Genomic DNA, 18,186 nt, shown 5'->3' with positions numbered 1-18,186 from the left:
CCCGGCGCGGAGCCCAGGCGGTCGCCCCTGCGCGGCGCCCACCCGCGCCGCGGCGCTCGCGCCGGTCACGCCGCGCTCAGGAATGCTCTTCCTGCGCCGTGGCGGCGAGCGCCCGGTTGTAGGCCCTGAGCGCATCCACGTGAAAGAGCGCGCCCTGAAGCTCCGGCGCCTTGCCCTCGCCCGACAGCGTCACCACGGGAATGAAGGGCAGGCCCGATTTCTCGAAGATCGGCATCGCCGCGTCGAGCGTGGCGTTGGCGTCCACGTAGGCGCCGCTCCGGACAAGCTCCCAGCAGCGATCTTCGTCGGCCGCCTGATCGTCGAGCGGCCCCCGCATGACGCCGGCCACGCGGAACATCTGCAGAAGGTATTCCTGCGGGCCGGCCGCGAGATGCACGCCCCGCCGCTCGAGCTGCGTGAGGAAGAAGGAGCGGTCCACCAGCCGCGAGGCAAGCGCGGTGGACGTCGAGACCGAGACCATCACCGCAAGGCCCGTCTGCCAGTCGCCGGTCAGTTCGAACACGATGAGCGTGGTGGAGATCGGCGCCCCCAGCACCGCCGCGGCCACCGCCCCCATCCCCGCGAGCGCGTAGAGCGTGGGGCTTCCCGACACCTCGGGGAAGATGCCGGTGGCGACGATCCCGAAGGCCAGCCCGGTGAGCGCGCCCAGCATCAGCGATGGCGAGAAGACGCCGCCGCCCATCCGGCCCCCCATGGTCACCGCGACCGCGATCACCTTGACGACGGTGAAGGCGATCGCCTCGTGCAGAAGAAGCTGGCCCGTGAGCGCCGCCGTCGTCGTCTCGTAGCCCACCCCGATGATGTGCGGAAAGAAGATCGCGATCCCGCCGAGCAGAAGACCCGCGCAGGCCGGGCGCAGCCAGACCGGCATCCCGGTGCCGCGCTGGAGGCGGGTTCCGACATCCTCCGCGAGGAAGATCGCCCGCATCGTCATCACCCCGACGAAGCCGCAGACGAGACCGAGCAGCAGGAAGGCCGGCATCTCGATGTAGAACTCGAGCGCCGAGCCGCCGGGCAGGACGAAGTTGGTGACGTCGCCGAAGGCCAGCCGGCCGATGACCGTGCCCGCCGCGCTGGCGATCACGATGGGCGCGAAGGCGTGGAGCGCGAAGTGGCGCAGGATCACCTCCATCGCGAAGAGCGCGCCCGCGATCGGCGCGTTGAAAGAGGCCGAGACCGCGGCCGCCACGGCGCAGCCCAGAAGATCGCGCCCGGTGATCCCGTCGGCCCGGATCGCGTTGGACACCGCGGTGGAGATCAGCGCGGCGATGTGCACCACCGGCCCCTCGCGCCCCGTCGAGCCCCCGGTCGAGAGCGTGATCAGCGAACAGAGCGCAGAGGTGCGCCCCGCGCGCCGTTCCACCCGGCCGTCGTTGAGCGCCGCGCCCTCGATGACGTCGGCCACCGAGCGCACGCGCCCGTCGGGGGTGAAGAGATGCAGCAGCACCCCCACGGCGAGCCCGCCCAGCACCGGCACCGTCAGCACCCACCACCAGTCCAGCGTCTCGGCGAAGCTGTGCAGCATGTGCAGGTCCTCGGTGCCGTAGGCGAGGCTCTGCAACTCGTTGATGCCGAAGCGGAAAAGGACCGCGGCTCCCCCCGCCGCCGATCCGACGAGCAGCGCGATGAACCAGAACTGGATCTGGCTGGGACCGCGCTGGCGCAAGAGCTGCCAGCCCTGGCGGAACGCCGCCCGCATCTCGTAGAGCTCTCGCAGGATCGGGCGGCGCGGGTCCTCCTCCATGCCCGCCTCAGCGCGTGACGGGACGGCGCGGTGCACGCGCCTTTCCCCGCCCGCTGGGACGCCCTAGGATTTGCCGCGATTGCCGGAGCCCTGACATGCCCTTCCCTGACGCGCTCGAAGCCCTGTCGTCCTTACTAGGCGAACGCCTGAGCCGCTCCAACCCCGATCTGGAGGCGCATGGCCGCTCCGAGAGCCACTTTCCCCCGACACCGCCCGACGCGGTGGCCTGGCCCGAGACCACCGGGGAGGTGGCGGAGATCCTCAGGATCTGCGCGGCCCACGCCTGCCCGGTCGTCGGTTGGGGGGCGGGCACCTCGCTCGAGGGGCACGCGCTCGCCGCGCGGGGCGGGCTCGTGGTGGATTTCGCCCGTATGGACAGGATCCTCGAGATCCGCGCCGAGGACATGGACTGCACGGTGCAGCCGGGCCTGACCCGCGAGGCGCTCAACCGGGAGCTTCGCGACACCGGGCTTTTTTTCCCGGTCGATCCCGGTGCGAACGCCTCGCTCGGCGGCATGGCGGCCACGCGCGCCTCGGGCACCACGACCGTGCGCTACGGCTCGATGCGCGACAATGTGCTGGGCCTCGAGGTCGTCCTGGCCGACGGGCGGGTGATCCGCACGGGCTCGCGCGCCCGCAAATCGGCCTCGGGCTACGACCTCACGGCGCTCATGCTGGGCTCGGAGGGCACGCTGGGCCTCATCACCGCGCTCACGCTGCGCCTGCACGGCCAGCCCGAGGCGGTGGCCGCCGGGATCTGCGCCTTCAACCGGATGGAGGATGCGGTGGACTGCGTGATCGAGACCATCCAGTGCGCGCTGCCGATGGCCCGGATCGAGTTCGTGGACGCGGCCACGGCGGCGGCCTTCAACGCCTATGCCGGGGTCGATCTGCCGGAACGGCCGCATCTGCTGGTCGAGCTTCACGGCGCGCCCGCCACGGTGGAGGCCGAGGCGGACAGCTTCGGCGCCCTCGTGGCCGAGCATGGCGGCGCGGCCTTCCGCTGGTCCCGCAAGGCCGAGGAGCGCAGCGCGCTCTGGGCCCTGCGCCACAATGCCTATTACGCGATCCTCGCGCAGCGTCCGGGCGCGCGGGCGCTGGTGACCGATATCTGCGTGCCGGTATCGCGGCTGGCCGAGGCGGTGGAGGCGACGCGCGCCGACATCGCCGCCGGCCCGGTCCCGGGTCCGATCCTCGGCCATGTGGGCGACGGCAACTTCCACGCGGTGCTGCTCGTGGACCCCGACCGCCCGGAGGAGCTCGAGGCGGCGAAGGGGCTTCAGCACCGGATGGTCGAGCGCGCCCTCGCGCTCGGCGGCACCGCGACGGGCGAGCACGGGGTCGGCATGGGCAAGACGTCCTACATGGCTGCCGAGCACGGCGAGGGCTGGCAGGTCATGGGCACCCTGAAGCGCGCCCTCGACCCGCGGAACATCCTCAACCCCGGCAAGCTGGTGCCGGAGCCCTGAGCGCTTCGCCTCCGGCGCGCCCGCCTCGCGGCCGCCCGAGACCGGCGCCGCGCGTCGTCGCGGCTCACGGGACCGCGGACGCGCCCGTCCGGGACATCGGCCCGCGGAGCCGCAGCCCGCGTCGGTGACCGGCACCGGCGGGCGGGCCGGACACCCGCTCAGCCCGACAGAAGCGCGCGGGCCGCCGACCGGGCCTCGTCGGTCACCCGGTCGCCGGAAAGCATGCGCGCAAGCTCGTCCACCCGCGCGTCACCCGAAAGCGGGATCACGGTGGACCGGGTCGTGTCCGCCTCCACGCGCTTTTCGACCCGCATGTGATGACGGCCGAGCGCGGCGACCTGCGGCGAATGGGTCACCACCAGAACCTGCCCGGCCGAGGCCAGCTCCTTCAGGCGCCGGCCGACCGCGTCGGCCGTGGCACCGCCCACGCCGCGGTCGATCTCGTCGAAGATCATGGTCACGCCCCCCTCGGGCGCGGCGAGCGACACCTTGAGGGCGAGGAGGAAACGGCTCAGCTCGCCGCCCGAGGCGATGCGGTTCAACGGGCCCGACGGTGCGCCGGGGTTGGTGGCGACGGTGAACTGAACCGCGTCGCGGCCCTCGGGCCCCGGCTGCGCCTCCGTCACCTCCGTGCGGAAGGCCGCGCGCTCCATCCGCAGGGGCGCGAGCTCGGCCTCCACCGCCCGGTCGAGCCGTCCGGCGGCCTCCCGCCGCGCCGCGCCGAGCGCGTCGGCGGCCTCGGCGTAGGCCGCCTCGGCCTCGTCCCGCGCCGCGCGCAGCCGGGCCAGATCCGCGCTGCCGGCGTCGAGCGCATCGAGGCGCGCGCGCAGCGTCCCGGCAAGCTCGGGCAGCTCGTCTGGCATCACCTGATGCTTCCGCGCGAGGCCGCGGATGGCGAAGAGCCGCTCCTCCACGCTCTCGAGCTCGAGCGGATCGAAGGCCAGGGCCTCGAGGCACTCCTCCACACCCGATGCGGCCTCGCCCAGCTCCACCATGGCCCGCGACAGCGCGGCGAGCGGCGCCTCGAGCCGGCCCTCGGCGCGGTCGGCCACCCCCTCGAGCCAGCGCAGCGCATCGCCCATGGCCCCTTCCGCGCCGTCATTGCCGAGGGCCGCAAGGGCGCGGGCCACATCCTCGCGCGTGCGCTCGGCCCCCTGCATGAGCCTGCGGCGCGCGTCGAGCGCCTCTTCCTCGCCGGGCTCGGGCGCGAGATCCTCCAGCTCGGCCACGGCGTGGCGCAGGAACTCCTCCTCCGCGCGAGCGGCGGCCAGCGCCTCCTCCGCCTCCTCCAGCGCGTCGGCCGCGCGGCGCCGGCCCGTCCATGCCGCGCGCGTGGCCGCGATCAGAGACCCGAGAGCGGCGAAGTCGTCGAGCATCGGCCGGTGGCCGCGCGGGTCGAGCAGGCCGCGATCGTCCTGCTGGCCGTGAAGCTCGACCAGCGTTTCCGACAGCCGGCGCAGCACCTCGCCGGAAACCCGGCGATCGTTCACCCAGGCCGTCTTCTGGCCACCGGTACGGTTCACCCGCCGCAGGATCAACTCGTCACCGGTCTCGAGCCCCGCCTCGTCCAGAACGGCGCGGGCGGGGTGGGTGCGGGGCAGCGCGAACACCGCCGTCACCTCGCCCTCCGAGGCGCCCTCGCGGACAAGCTCGGCGCGGCCGCGCCAGCCCAGCACGAAGCCCAGGCAGTCGAGCAGGATCGACTTGCCCGCCCCGGTCTCGCCCGTCAGCACGTTCAGGCCGGGCTCGAAGGCGAGCTCCAGCCGGTCGATGATCAGCATGTCGCGGATGTCGAGGGTGCGCAGCATGGGGTCGAAGGGCGCGGGCGGCATTCAGCCGCCCGGCATCCCGATCAGAGCCATTCGCCGCGCACGACCTGGCGGTAGATGGCGGCAAGCCAGTTGTCGCCTTGCGCCCGCGCCTCGAGCCCGCGCCCGGTCAGCAGCGCGAAGCTGTCCTCGTACCAGTCGGTCGCGCGGTAGTTGTAGCCCAGGATCGCCCCTGCCGACTGCGCCTCGTCGGTCAGGCCGAGGGACAGGTAGGACTCCACCAGCCGGTGCAGCGCCTCCGGCGTGTGGGTCGTCGTCTGGAAATCCTCCACCACCACGCGGAACCGGTTGATCGCGGCGGCGTAATGGCCGCGCTTCAGGTAGTAGCGGCCGACTTCCATCTCCTTGCCGGCGAGGTGGTCGAAGGCGAGGTCGAATTTCAGGATCGCGGACCGAGCGTATTCGCTGTCGGGATAACGTTCGATCACCTCGCGCAGGGACTGCAGCGCCTGGAAGGTCACGCCCTGGTCGCGGCCCACGTCCTCGACCTGGTCGTAGTAGCTCAGCGCCAGCAGGTACTGGGCGTAGGCGGCATCCTCTTCGGCGGGGTAGAAATCGATGTAGCGCTGTGCCGCGGCGCGCGACTCCTCGTAGCTGCGATCCTGGTGCCAGGCGTAGGCCTGCATGATGAGCGCACGCTCCGCCCATTCGGAATAGGGATAAAGCCGCTCGACCTCGGAGAAGTAGAAGGCCGCGTCTTCCTCGCGTCCGCGCTGCAGTTCGTATTCGCCGCGCTCGTAGATCTGCTGGGCCGAAAACGACTCGAGCGGCGCGTTGCTGCCGAGAAAGCCGCCCCGCTCGGCGCCGCCTCCACCGCCGCAACCTGCCAGGAGCACGGCAAGCAGCGCCGCCGCGGTCGTTCTGGACAGTATCGCCTTGCCCGTCATGCTCGTTCACCTCTGTCCGGGTTGTCCGGTTCCGGTCCGGCCCGGCCGGACGCGCCGGTCCTAGCACATAAAGAAACGAGGCAAAACGGCTTTGAGCATCCACCGGCGGCGCGGCGGCGCCCAGGCTGGACGGCGCGCCTCACGCCACCGCGGAGATTTCCGCCAGCGCGGCTCCCACACCCGGCAGCCGTGCCGCCGTATCCGCGTCGCAGGCCACGAGGCGCACGGCGTCCGTTTCCGCGAACAGGCGGTGCAGAAGCGCGTTGGTCATCGCGTGGCCGGCCCGGTGCCCGGTGTAGCGGCCCAGTATCGGCGCCCCGGCGAGCGCGAGATCCCCGAGCGCATCCAGCATCTTGTGGCGCACGGGCTCGTCGGCGTGGCGCAGGCCGCCAGGGCTCAGCACCCGCGCGCCGTCCACCACCACCGCGTTTTCCAGCGTGCCGCCCAGCGCGAGGCCCTGCTCGCGCATCGCGTCCACGTCGGCCTGCCGGCAGAAGGTCCGGCTGTCGCACAGTTCGCGCACGAAGGTCCCGTTCGACATGTCGAGCGACAGCGCCTGCGCTCCGATCGCCGCGTCCTCGAAATCGATCTCGAACGCGATCCGCAAACGGTCGTCGGGCGACAGCATGGCCCAGCCCGCCCCCGTCTCGACGCGCACCTCGCGGAGCACCTCGAACGCGCGCACTGGCGCGTGAAGCCTGCGCACGCCGCGGGACAGGATCGCCTGGACGAACGGCGCGGACGAGCCGTCGAGGATCGGCACCTCGGGCCCGTCGATCTCGATCAACGCGTTCTGTATGCCCGTCCCGGCGAGCGCGGCCATGACATGCTCCACCGTGGACACGGTGACGCCCGCACGGTTGCGCAGCCGCGTGCAAAGCGCCGTCGGCTCCACCGCGTCCCACCGCGCCGGAACCAGCGCGTCACCGACCAGAATGTCGGAGCGCCGAAACCAGATGCCATGCTCGGCCGAGGCGGGGCGGATCGTCATCCTCGCCAGCCGGCCCGAGTGCAGGCCCAGGCCTTCGAAGCGCAACTCTGATTTGAGTGTGGTCTGCAACTGGACCCCCGAAACCTGTTCGTTCAAAGCGTGCGGCGTGACGGATCCCGTCAAGCGCATGCACCTTCCTGGACGGGGTGGTGGTAACCGGAGGGCGCGGGTGTGCTCAATTCAATCTTTCTAACGGGCTGAAACATGGCGCCCGCCGCGACGGCATGAACCCGCCTATGGTGAAAAACTCACCACAAGCCCCTGATAATCATGATGTTTCAGAAACGAAAAGGCCGGCCCTTGGGGCCGGCCGATTTCGCGCTGTTGCGGATTTGCCGCTCAGTTCGCCTGCCGCCGCAGGAAGGCCGGGATCTCGATCCGCTCCTGGTCGGGATCCTGCTCGCTCGACGGGGCGGGCTCCTGCGCCTCGGCCGGGCGCGCGGCCTGAACCGGCGGCGTGCGGCGCGCGGCCTGTGCACCGCCGCTCGCGCGGTCCGCGTTCTCGTGCCCCGTCATCCGGTCGATGAGGGAGCCCAGACCGAAGCGGCTGCGATCGCCCGAGGCGGCGGGGGCGGGCCGCGCATCCTGCGCGGGGGCCGCACCCGGCGCGGAGTCGCTGCCCCCGCGGCGCACGGCCGCGCGCAGGCGGTCCATCGCCTCGGGCGACGGGGTTCCGGGCGCCGGGGCGCGCGGGGCGACGAAGGCTTCGGGATCGGCCTCGATCGTGTCCTCGCGCGGTTCGAAGCGCGCCACATCCGGCTGGTAGGCCGGCGGCGGAACATCGTCTTCGTCGACATGGCCTTCGCCTGCCACGTCGTCGTCCGGCAGTGCCTCGAAGAGCGAGGGCTCTTCGCCGGTCGCGGCCACGCGCGGCGTGTCGGCGGCGGGGGCGTCTTCCCAGTCGGGCGCGACCGCCTCTTCCTGCGTGAGGGGGCGCGCGAGCGAGCGGCGCGGCACCGGAACCTCGAGCGAGGCATCGCTCGCGTCGATGCCTGTCGCCACGACGCTCACCCGCATGACGCCCGCCATCTCGGTGTCGAGGGTGGAGCCCACGATGATGTTCGCCTCGGGGTCGACCTCTTCGCGGATGCGGTTGGCGGCCTCGTCGAGTTCGAACAGCGTGAGATCGTGCGCGCCGGTGATGTTGATCAGGACGCCCTTGGCGCCGCGCAGGCTGATCTCGTCGAGCAGCGGGTTGGCGATCGCCTTTTCGGCCGCCTGGATCGCGCGATCCTCGCCCTCGGCCTCGCCGGTGCCCATCATCGCCTTGCCCATCTCGTCCATCACCGCGCGAACATCCGCGAAGTCGAGGTTGATCAGGCCCGGGCGGACCATGAGGTCGGTCACGCCCTTCACGCCCTGGTAGAGCACGTCGTCGGCAAGGCTGAACGCCTCGGTGAAGGTCGTCTTCTCGTTGGCGAGGCGGAAGAGGTTCTGGTTGGGAATGATGATGAGCGTGTCCACCACCTTCTGAAGCGCCTCGACACCCTCCTCGGCCTGGCGCATCCGCTTCACGCCCTCGAACTGGAAGGGCTTCGTCACCACGCCCACGGTCAGCACGCCGAGTTCCCGCGCGGCCTGCGCGATGATCGGCGCCGCGCCGGTGCCGGTGCCCCCGCCCATCCCGGCGGTGATGAAGCACATGTGCGCCCCCGCGAGGTGGTCCACGATCTGCTCGATCGACTCCTCTGCCGCCTTGGCGCCCACCGTCGCCCGCGCGCCGGCGCCCAGCCCTTCGGTCACCTTCACGCCAAGCTGGACGCGGTGTTCCGCGTTCGACTGCTGCAGCGCCTGCGCGTCGGTGTTCGCGACCACGAAGTCGACGCCGCCGAGCTGCTTGTCGATCATGTTGTTGACCGCGTTACCCCCGGCGCCGCCGACGCCGAAGACCGTGATGCGGGGCTTCAGTTCGTCCTGCCCCGGGACCGAGAGGGTGAGTGTCATCGATCTGTCCGCCTGCTTTTTTCGAGGACCGACCTCGTTTCGGGTCGGAATTCTGCCTGTCCTGACGCGAGTCTACCGGGACTGTGCCGCTTCGTCACGCAAAAAACGCCTGAAAAGCCCCAAATATGGATGGCCCGGACGGCGTTTTCGCGGGATTTCGCTCATATTGCGACATCTTGCGGTCACCAGTTGTCGCGGAACCATTTTACTGCCCGGCGCAGGCTGCGCGCCGGATACCGTTCCACCGGGATCTCGAAATCCCACCACTCGTCCTGCGGATGCGCGGCAAAGAGGGCGAGGCCGACGACGCCGGCGAACCCGGGACCGGTGGCCGCCTGCGGCAGGCCATGCACGCGCAAGGGCCGCCCAAGGCGCACCTGCTGGCCGAGGATGCGGCTCGCCAGCCCGTCGAGACCGGGGATCTGGCTTGCCGCACCGGTAAGCACGATCTGCTGGGAGGGCAGATGGTCGAAGCCCGCCGCGTCGAGGCGCGCGCGCACCTCCTCGAGGATCTCCTCGACCCGCGGGCGCATGATCCCGATCAGCTCCGCGCGCGAGACGGTGCGGCGGTCGTGTTCCCAGTCTCCCGTATCGCCGCCGATCTCGATCATCTCGCGGTCGTCCATGCCGGTCGCCACGACACCGCCGTAGAAGGTCTTGATCCGCTCGGCGTTCGCCGTCGGGATCTGGAGGCCCATCGAGATGTCGCCGGTGACGTGATCGCCGCCCATGCGCACCGCGTCGGCGAAGATCATGTGCTTCTTGATGAAGATCGACACGCCCGTCGCGCCGCCGCCCATGTCGATGCAGGCCGCGCCGAGTTCCTGTTCGTCTTCCACCAGCGCGGATAGACCGGCGCAGTAGCTCGACGAGGCCAGCCCCGCAAGCTCGAGGTCGCAGCGTTTCATGCAGTAGGCGAGGTTCTGGACCGCCTGCGCATCCACGGTCAGCATGTGCATGTCGCAGGCGAGGCGGTTTCCGATCTGGCCGCGGGGATCGCCGAGGCCGGTGCGGTGGTCCAGCGCGAAGTTGACCGGCTGGGCGTGCAGCACCTCGCGGCCCGTCCCGAATTCGGGCACCTCGCAGGAGGAAAGGGCGCGGGCCACGTCCTGCTCCGTCACCATCGGCCCCTCCAGCTCGACCTCTCCCGCCAGCCCGTAGGAGCGCGGCCCCGCTCCCGAGAAGCAGGCGATCACGTGATCCACCCGGATCTGCGCCATCTTCTGGGCGGCCTGCACGGCGGTGCGGATCGCGCGCTCGGTCTCGGCCATCGCGTCGATCTCGCCGAAGCGCACCCCGCGCGAGCGGGTCGTGGCCGCCCCGATCACGCGGAACCCGGCCTGCCCGGCAAGCGAGCCCACGCCGTCGCCCACACGCCCGGCGGTCCCGTCGAAGCGCAGCACCAGGCATGCGATCTTAGAGCTGCCCACGTCGAGGATGGCCACCACGCCGCGCTGCATCGCGGCGCGACGCATGTTGCGCATGGCGCGCTGGGACTCGTACAGCTCGATCATGGGCGTCTCACTCCTCTCCCCATTGCAGCGCCCGGATCCGGCGCAGCTCTTCCACCGCGCCCGCGTTCAGCCGGATCGTCGGCCGCGCCGGCAGGCGCATGTCGACGGCCGCGACATCGCGGGCAAAAAGGTCCTCGGCCTGGTCCATGGCGATCGCGCGCTCGAGCGCGCGGCGCGCGCCCGTCGGCGGCAGCAGGATGCGCTGGCCGCGGTCCAGAACCACGTCCCAGCGCCGTTCGCCCACCCGGACGAGGCCGCGGAACCGCTCGTGCAGGGGACGGGCGGCGGCGACGAGCGCGAGCGCCTCGGCCACCGCGGCGTCGGCCCCTTCACCGGCCACCAGCGGCAGGTCGGCGCGCGCGGCGCGCGAGTCGACCGGGTGGACAAGCGCGCCACCGGCATCGAGCAGATCGAGCCCGTCGCGGTGCCGCCAGACCACCGCGGGCACGCGTTCGGTCACGTCCACCTGCAGGATGCCGCCCGGCCGGATGCGCAGCGCGACCGCCTCCACCGGGGAAAGCTCGAGGACCTGGGCGCGCATGGCATCGAGATCCAGATCGAAGCTCGTCGTCGGGAAATCGACCTGGAGGATTTCGCGGATATCGGCTGCCACGCCCGCGCTCGCGCCGTCGATTGCCATGAGGTCCACCCGGAACTCGGGCCGGCTCTCGATCGCGTGGCGCAGGTTGGCCACGGCGCCGACGATCGCCTCGCGCCGCGCCGCGTCGGAGAAATAGACCGCCCCCGCGGCGACCACGGCGACGAGCGGCACGCCCAGGCGCAACGCAACGCGGAAGAGCGGCGTCAGCATCAGCCGTTCCATCCGGTAGGCCAGGCGCGACGGCGCCGGATCGCCCTGCCGCACCCAGCGCGTCAGCGGTCGCATGAGGCGTCCTCCACCATCCAGCGGCACATCTCGCCAAAGCTCATCCCCACGGCGCGGGCCTGTTCGGGGCTGAGCGAGGTGGGCGTCATGCCGGGCTGCGTGTTGAGTTCCAGCACCACGAGTCCGTCAGCGCCCTTCGCCTCGTCCCAGCGGAAATCCGTGCGCGACACACCGCGACAGCCCAGCACCTCGTGGGCCCGGCGCGCGTGGTCGAGACAGAGCGCCGCGATCTCCTCGGGGATCTCGGCGGGCACGACGTGGCGCGAGCCGCCGGGCGCGTACTTGGCGGCATAGTCGTACCAGCCGTCGGTCAGGATGTCGGTCACGGCCAGGGACCGGCCGCCCATCACCGTGGTCGTCAGTTCCCGTCCGGGCGCGAAGGCTTCCACCATGACGGTCTCGGGCATCTCGTCGGAGAGCGCGGGCGGCGCGTCGGCCGCCGCGTCGACGATGTAGATCCCGACCGAGGATCCTTCGTCGTTGGGCTTGACCACGTAGGGCGGGGTCATGACGTGGCGCGCGCGCACCTCGTCCCGGGGCGCGAGGACGCTCTCGGCCACCGGCAGCCCCGCCGCCGCGAAGACCTCCTTGGAGCGCTGCTTGTCCATGGCGAGCGCCGAGGCCAGCACGCCGGAATGCGTGTAGGGCAGCCGCATCCACTCCAGCAGGCCCTGCACGCAGCCGTCCTCGCCCCAGCGGCCGTGCAGCGCGTTGAACACCACGCCGGGCCGAGCCTCGGCGAGCCGTGCGGGCAGGTCGGGGCCCGCGTCGATCTCGACGACGCGGAATCCCTCGGAGCGCAGCGCCGACGCGCATTCGCGGCCCGAGGACAGCGACACCTCGCGCTCTGCGGACATGCCGCCCATCAACACCGCCACATTCGGGGTTGTCCTGCTCGACATACCCTCGCCTCAATGCCCCGGGCGTTCGCGCCCGTGTCGTTCCGCCTGGTCCCCGGGCAGAAGCCCGGTCAGGACTTGTCTTTATCGAACTGGATCGTGCCTGTTTCAGGGGCCGTTTCGCCGACCCTCATGATTTCCCACTCTAGCTCTATTCCGCTGTTTTGGAAAACCCTTTTTCGGACGCGTTCGCCCAGCCCCTCGAGCTCGGCGGCCGTGGCCCCGCCCGCGTTGGTCAGGAAATTGGCGTGCTTCTCCGACATCGCCGCGCCGCCGTGCCGCGCGCCGCGCATCCCCGCCTCCTCGATGAGCTTCCAGGCCTTGAGCTCATGGGTGTCGTCGGCCCGCCCGGTGGAGGAAAACCCCGCCGGGTTGCGGAAGGTGGAGCCCGCGCTGCGCGCCCGGGTGGGTTGCGTGGCGTCGCGGCGGGCCAGCTGTTCCTCCATCCGCGCGCGCAGCGCCTCGGGCGCGCCCGCGGGCGCCTCGAACACGGCCTCCGTGATCACCGATCCCTCCGGCAGGTCGGTCTGGCGGTAGCGGAAATTCAGCTCGCCCGGCCCCAGCGTCACGACCTCGCCCGCGCGCGTCACCGCGGTCGCCTCCACGAACCGGTCCGCGACATAGGTGCCGTAGCAGCCGGCGTTCATCCGCACCGCGCCGCCGATCGCGCCGGGAATGGTGCGCAGGAAGGTCAGGTCGCGCCCCGCCTCCGCCGCGCGCCGCGCCACATGGGCGTCGAGCGCGGCGGCCCCGGCGATGACGCGGCCGTCCTCGATCCGGATGTGGTTGAATCCGCGCCCGAGGCGGATCACCACGCCACGCACGCCACCGTCCCGCACGATGAGGTTGGAGCCCACGCCCATGGGAAAGACCGGCACCGCGGGGTCGAGCGCCTTCAAGAACGCCGCGAGATCCTCGGTGTCGGCGGGCTGGAAGAGCCACTCCGCCGGACCGCCCACCCGAAGCCAGGTGAGCTCGGAAAGCGGCTTCCCGGCCGTGAGCCGGCCGCGGGGGGTGGGGAGGTGGGTCATGCCCCGTTCCAACCGAGACGTTCGAGGATTTCCTTTCCAAAGCTCCAAAGCCCGCGACCACGCTTCTCCCATTTCAGCGTTGCATCGGCCATTTCGCCGGCTTTCCCGACAGCCTGCTTTGCACGTTCCGCATATACCCCGCCTGTCGCCCCGATCTTGGCGATTTCGAAGTCGATGTCGCGCTTCATGCTCTCGCGCGTATCGGGATCGCTGGCGCCCTGCAAACCGCGGATCTTCAGGTCGATGCTGTCGAGCACGTCATCGAGGACGGCGGCGTCGTCCTCGTGCAGAACCGGCAGAGCACCATCAGCGCCGCTTCGCACCTGTGCAACGATTTCGCGGAAGGTGGCCAGAACCTCCCACGGGTTCGCCGCTTCTTCCATCCGGAAGTCGCGCAGGGGGGCGAAACGCGCCAGCGATTGCGCAAAGTGCTCGCGGACCAGTTGCTTGAGCGACTCGACGTTTCGGCGGAAGGGCTCGGACAGCACCGGGCCAAGCTCGCGCAGCACCTCTTCCCGGACGCTGGCAGCCTCAAGTATGCCTCCATATTCCACCAGTTTCCCAACCCGAAGCTGCTTGTAGGTCTCTGCCCGCCTCAACTCGTCAAGGACAGCATTGGCATAGGCGACGATTGCCCCGCCTCCCTGCACGGCCCCACCTTCGGCGTGCAAAGCGGCGCAGAACAGTTCTAACGACTCGGCAAGGCTCTCGGCGTCTTCGAGGAACGCGGCCAGGCTCTCCGGGTCGTCCAGATTCTGCCAGTCCTTTGGCAGCGGCACGGCGCGCATGACGCCTTCGAGGTGGTCGAAGGTGAAGTCGAAGAGCGTCGCATTGAAGAGTTCGGTGGCCTTCGCGCGGCGATGCTCCGCGACCATCTCCGCGATCATCGGGTTCACCCGGTCCGGGCCGGCGTCCCAGTGCTCAGGGTCGATCAGGGCGATGCGTGTTAGCAGTTCGGGGTCCATCGGGCTGCCGTCGAGCAGGCCCTGATACCACTCTCGCCAGAAGTCCCATGGCCCGCCGGGCGGGGGATCGTCGCGCAGGCGGGCGGTGACGGCGTCCCAGCGGTCCGACATGGGGTTGGGACTGTCGTGCCAGAGAGGTTCGTACCGGAGCGACTCTGCGGCTAAAAGAAACTCGCAGTCTAAATGGATTACAGCCCAATAGCTCCGCTGATGCGAAGTAGCGCTAGCGGCTTCTCCCGCAGCATACGCTGAGTGCCGACCGTTTGGGTAAACTGCTGTATAGACAGCATGCTCTGCTGCAGAAGCAATATCAAACAGTGAGTGACGTGATGGCTGATCAACCTCGGCTTCAAGTCGGTAGTAAGCCAGATTGGCGGCCCAGTCCGCTGCGATAAAGGCATTGGCCGCATTCATAACACTTCTGGTGAGCTTTGTGGCGGCAACTGTGGATAGCAGAAGTGCCCTGAGAACAGGCATGTTGGTAGAACCGTCCGAAATTAACGCTTTCCACCAAAGAGGTAACGCGCGCGCCGCCGCGCGGCTCGCGATCCAGACCGCCGTCTCTTGAGGCTGGTCCTTCAGCCACGCCTCCAGGCTCTCCCGGTCCTCGATATCAGAGATCTCGACCATGCGGGCCAACCTGCCGCGCCGGCCCGGTTCTGTCCAGCCGGCCGGCGGGCGGGTGCGCTCACCGCCCGCGCCGCCCGGCCCAGAGGCCGAAGGCGAAAAGCGCCGAGGAGACGGCCGCCACGCCCGCCCAGCCGATGGCGACGGCGGCGGGCGCGACAGCGGGGCCCTCGCTGCGCGCGAGCGCCGCCCAGGTGACGAGCGCGAAGCCGGAATAGAGGGCGAGGAGCGCGAGGTAGCGCCCCGCCCTGCCCTCGAGCCCCGCGGCAAGCGCCACCCAGGCCATGAGCGGCGCGAGCGCCCAGCCGCCATAGGCGAGGACGGGGCCGAGGCTACCCATCGCCGTCCGGCCCCCGCGGCGGCCCGAGGCGGGCCGCGACGCTGCGCCAGAGATACCAGACCGGCCAGCGCAGCACGCTCATCCCCGCCGCGAGCGCGATAAGCCCCGCCCAGGGCCCGTTCTCGTAGGTGACGAAGCCCAGGATCGGAATGCCCGCGGCGATCAGCCAGTAGGCCCGGGTCCAGTGATTGTCCCGCGAGGGGAGCATCCCCGCGACGTTGGCCAGCACGACCCAGAGGCAGGCGAGCGTGAGCGACAGCGTCATGGCGTCCCCCCGGCCGCGCGGCAGGTCGCGGGCACGCCCGATCCGAAGGGGCGCGCCACGGGGGTCGCGCTTGCGCGGGTCGCTCCGGGGACATGGCCGCGCGCGGCGCCTGGCCTCCCGCGCCCGTCGAACGCATCTTCGAAGACGCGTGGCCCGTGGGCCGGCAGGCCGGGCCGTGGCGAGATCGCGCCGCCGGATCGATCGATCGCGACAGCCGCGCTCTCCGCCACGCCGGGGGCGGCCGGCAGACCCGGCCCGGTGCGGTGCGCGTGCGCGGCGGCCGCCACCGTCACCCCCCGAGCCGCGCGGGCAGCGCGTTGGCCCAGGCGGAGATGCTGCCCGCGCCGAGGCAGACCACCATGTCCCCTGGCTGCGCCTCTTCGCGGACGAGCCGCACCAGGTCCTCCTCGCCGCCGATGGCGCGGGCGTGCCGGTGACCGTGGCGGATGAGGCCGGCCACCAGGTCGTCGCGCGAGGCGCCCGCGACGGGGTCCTCTCCGGCGGCGTAGACCTCGGCGATGGCGACCACGTCGGCCTCGTTGAAGCAGCCGCAGAAATCCTCGAAGAGCGAGGAGAGGCGGGTGTAACGATGCGGCTGGTGCACCGCGATCACGCGACCCTCGCCGCTCTGGCGCGCGGCGCGGAGCACGGCCGCGATCTCCACCGGGTGATGGCCGTAATCGTCGATGATCGTCACGCCGCCGACCTCGCCCACCTTCGTGAACCGGCGGTTCACGCCGCGGAAGGCGGCGAGCGCGTCGCGGATGCCCGCCCGGCTGATGCCGAGATGGCGCGCCACCGCCACCGCGGCCAGCGCGTTGGAGACGTTGTGCTCGCCGGGCATGGGCAGCCGGCAGCCCTCGATCATCCTGCCCTCGGCCTGGAGCGCGACGTCGAAATGCGCCTCGCCGCGCTCGTAACGCAGGTTCACCGCCCGCACGTCGGCCTGCGCGTTGAACCCGTAGGTCAGCACCCGCCGATCGGTCAGCCGCCCGGCGAGCGCCTGCACCTCGGGGTGGTCGGTGCAGAGCACGGCGAGCCCGTAGAAGGGGATGTTGGAGACGAAGTCGTGGAAGCCCTGCTTCAGCCGCGCGAAATCGCCCCAGTGCTCCATGTGCTCGGGGTCGATGTTGGTGACGATGGCGATGGTGGCGGGAAGGCGGTTGAAGGTACCGTCGGATTCGTCGGCCTCGACCACCATCCACTCGCCCTGCCCCATCCGCGCGTTGGAGCCGTAGGCGTGGATGATCCCGCCATTGATCACCGTGGGATCGAGCCCGCCCGCATCGAGCAGCGTCGCCACGAGGGTCGTCGTCGTGGTCTTGCCGTGGGTTCCGGCCACCGCGACGTTCGACTTGAGCCGCATGAGCTCGGCCAGCATCTCTGCGCGGCGCACCACCGGAAGGCCGCGCCGGCGCGCCTCGTCGAGTTCCGCGTTGCCGGGCTTGATGGCCGAGGAGATCACCACGACCTCCGCGTCGTCGAGGTTTCCGGCGCGCTGGCCCTCGAAGACGCGCACGCCCATGCCGGCCAGCCGCTCGGTGATCGGGCTTTGCTTCAGGTCGGACCCCTGCACGGTGTAGCCGTGATTGACCAGCACCTCGGCGATGCCCGACATGCCGATGCCGCCGATGCCCACGAAATGGATCGGCCCGACATCGGTGGGAAGTTTGGTCGCCGCGCTCATCGCTGTCCTTTCACCGCCAGCTCCTCGACCATGCCCGCAAGCCGCTCCGCCGCGTCGGGCACCGCGCAGGACAGCGCGGCGGCGGCCATCTGGGTCGCCCCCTCGGGATTGTCCAGCACCAGGCGGATCTGCTCGGACAGGCTTTCCGGCGAAAGCTTCGCTTCGGGGATGCGGATCGCGCCCCCGGCCTCGGTGAGCGCGCGGGCGTTCGCGGTCTGATGATCCGCCGTGGCGGCGGCATAGGGCACGAGGATCGCGGGCCGCCCGATCGCCGCGATATCGGCCACCGAGGAGGCGCCGGCGCGGCTGATGACGAGCTGCGCCTCGCTCATCCGGCGCGGCACGTCGTTGAAGAAGGGGCGAACCTCGGCATCGATGCCATTCTCGGCATAGAAGCCCGCGACGCGCGCCCGGTCCTCCTCGCGGGCCTGATGGCTGACCCGCAGCCGGGCGCGCAGCGCCTCGGGCAGGCGCGCCACCGCCGCGGGCACCGTGTCGGACAGGATGCGCGCGCCCTGGCTACCCCCGATCACAAGAAGCGACATCGGGTAGTCGCCGGGCGGGATGTAAGGCGCGCCGGCCCGCTCCTGCACGGCGCCGCGTACGGGGTTGCCCACATGGATGCCCTCGATGCCGCCGGGCAGCGCCGTGGGCCACGTGCCGCAGGCGACCGCGTCCACGCGCCTGGCGAAAAGCGCGTTCACCCGCCCCGGCACGCCGTTCTGCTCGTGGATGATGCGCGGGATGCCCAGGGCCACCGCCGCCGACAGCGCGGGGATCGTCGGGTAGCCGCCGAAGCCGACCACCACGAGAGGGCGGTCGCCGCGCATGGCGAGGATCGCCGTCGCCACGCCCTGCGCGATCCGGAAGGGCGCCGCGGCCCGGGCCAGCGCGCCGCCGCGCGAGACGCTCGCGCTCGCGATCTCGTCGATCTGAACGCTGTGCGGGAAGCCGCCGGTGTAGCGCGCACCGCGATCGTCGGTGGAAAGCTGCACGCGCCAGCCGCGGCGCAGCATCTCCTCGGCGAGCGCCTGGGCGGGAAACATGTGCCCGCCCGTGCCGCCCGCGGCCATGACGAGAAGCGGCG

General features: G+C 71.0%; 15 protein-coding genes. 1 reads left to right on the top strand and 14 read right to left on the bottom strand.

The window, feature by feature from the left end:
- Positions 1 to 76 precede the first annotated feature (76 nt).
- The gene (locus AB6A66_RS02760) at positions 77 to 1,765 is read right to left on the bottom strand and encodes a chloride channel protein (RefSeq protein ID WP_371054704.1); all 1,689 of its coding nucleotides are present in this window, start codon (positions 1,763 to 1,765) and stop codon (positions 77 to 79) included.
- A gap of 95 nt (positions 1,766 to 1,860) precedes the next feature.
- On the opposite strand from AB6A66_RS02760, the gene AB6A66_RS02755 reads away from it, so the two are divergent.
- The gene (locus AB6A66_RS02755; protein WP_371054703.1) at positions 1,861 to 3,234 is read left to right on the top strand and encodes an FAD-binding oxidoreductase; all 1,374 of its coding nucleotides are present in this window, start codon (positions 1,861 to 1,863) and stop codon (positions 3,232 to 3,234) included.
- Positions 3,235 to 3,392: 158 nt separating this feature from the next.
- Here the strand turns inward: AB6A66_RS02755 and recN are convergent, their stop codons facing one another.
- From recN to AB6A66_RS02690, 13 genes are all read right to left on the bottom strand, one after another.
- A complete protein-coding gene (recN, locus tag AB6A66_RS02750) occupies positions 3,393 to 5,042 on the bottom strand; it encodes a DNA repair protein RecN (RefSeq protein WP_371054937.1) in 1,650 nt (549 codons plus the stop codon).
- A 44-nt stretch (positions 5,043 to 5,086) separates the two neighbouring features.
- Positions 5,087 to 5,950, bottom strand: a complete 864-nt coding sequence (locus AB6A66_RS02745; protein WP_371036730.1) for an outer membrane protein assembly factor BamD — start codon at positions 5,948 to 5,950, stop codon at positions 5,087 to 5,089.
- A gap of 139 nt (positions 5,951 to 6,089) precedes the next feature.
- Positions 6,090 to 7,010 (bottom strand): UDP-3-O-acyl-N-acetylglucosamine deacetylase, encoded by a 921-nt coding sequence (gene lpxC / locus AB6A66_RS02740; protein WP_371054702.1) that lies wholly within the window; start codon positions 7,008 to 7,010, stop codon positions 6,090 to 6,092.
- A gap of 270 nt (positions 7,011 to 7,280) precedes the next feature.
- The gene (gene ftsZ / locus AB6A66_RS02735) at positions 7,281 to 8,885 is read right to left on the bottom strand and encodes a cell division protein FtsZ (RefSeq protein WP_371054701.1); all 1,605 of its coding nucleotides are present in this window, start codon (positions 8,883 to 8,885) and stop codon (positions 7,281 to 7,283) included.
- 182 nt (positions 8,886 to 9,067) lie between these two features.
- Complete coding sequence (gene ftsA, locus AB6A66_RS02730) at positions 9,068 to 10,399, bottom strand: cell division protein FtsA (RefSeq protein ID WP_371036733.1); 1,332 nt, start codon at positions 10,397 to 10,399, stop codon at positions 9,068 to 9,070.
- A gap of 7 nt (positions 10,400 to 10,406) precedes the next feature.
- Positions 10,407 to 11,285 carry a cell division protein FtsQ/DivIB gene (locus AB6A66_RS02725; protein ID WP_371036734.1) on the bottom strand — a complete coding sequence of 293 codons (879 nt, stop codon included), beginning with the start codon at positions 11,283 to 11,285 and terminating at the stop codon, positions 10,407 to 10,409.
- Positions 11,273 to 12,187: a D-alanine--D-alanine ligase gene (locus AB6A66_RS02720; RefSeq protein WP_371054700.1), complete on the bottom strand. Its 915-nt coding sequence runs from the start codon at positions 12,185 to 12,187 to the stop codon at positions 11,273 to 11,275. The genes AB6A66_RS02725 and AB6A66_RS02720 overlap by 13 nt, the downstream gene beginning before the upstream one ends.
- 68 nt (positions 12,188 to 12,255) lie before the next feature.
- Positions 12,256 to 13,215 (bottom strand): UDP-N-acetylmuramate dehydrogenase, encoded by a 960-nt coding sequence (gene murB / locus AB6A66_RS02715; RefSeq protein ID WP_371054699.1) that lies wholly within the window; start codon positions 13,213 to 13,215, stop codon positions 12,256 to 12,258.
- Positions 13,212 to 14,810 carry a hypothetical protein gene (locus AB6A66_RS02710; RefSeq protein ID WP_371054698.1) on the bottom strand — a complete coding sequence of 533 codons (1,599 nt, stop codon included), beginning with the start codon at positions 14,808 to 14,810 and terminating at the stop codon, positions 13,212 to 13,214. The genes murB and AB6A66_RS02710 overlap by 4 nt, the downstream gene beginning before the upstream one ends.
- Before the next feature lie 58 nt (positions 14,811 to 14,868).
- A complete protein-coding gene (locus tag AB6A66_RS02705; RefSeq protein ID WP_371036737.1) occupies positions 14,869 to 15,147 on the bottom strand; it encodes a hypothetical protein in 279 nt (92 codons plus the stop codon).
- Positions 15,140 to 15,412, bottom strand: coding sequence for a DUF2484 family protein (locus AB6A66_RS02700; RefSeq protein WP_371036738.1), 273 nt, complete (start codon positions 15,410 to 15,412; stop codon positions 15,140 to 15,142). The genes AB6A66_RS02705 and AB6A66_RS02700 overlap by 8 nt, the downstream gene beginning before the upstream one ends.
- Positions 15,413 to 15,701: 289 nt before the next feature.
- Entirely contained in the window at positions 15,702 to 17,099 is a 1,398-nt protein-coding gene (gene murC, locus AB6A66_RS02695; RefSeq protein WP_371054697.1) for a UDP-N-acetylmuramate--L-alanine ligase, read from the bottom strand.
- A complete protein-coding gene (locus AB6A66_RS02690; protein ID WP_371054936.1) occupies positions 17,096 to 18,172 on the bottom strand; it encodes a UDP-N-acetylglucosamine--N-acetylmuramyl-(pentapeptide) pyrophosphoryl-undecaprenol N-acetylglucosamine transferase in 1,077 nt (358 codons plus the stop codon). Before AB6A66_RS02690 ends, murC begins: the two co-directional genes overlap by 4 nt.
- Between the last annotated feature and the right edge of the window lie 14 nt (positions 18,173 to 18,186).

Source organism: Rhodosalinus sp. K401 (genome assembly GCF_041365735.1).
In the GTDB taxonomy this organism is placed as follows: Bacteria; Pseudomonadota; Alphaproteobacteria; order Rhodobacterales; family Rhodobacteraceae; genus Rhodosalinus.
The sequence above is the reverse complement of the archived record's forward strand: the minus strand, read 5'-3'. Positions and strand labels throughout refer to the sequence as shown.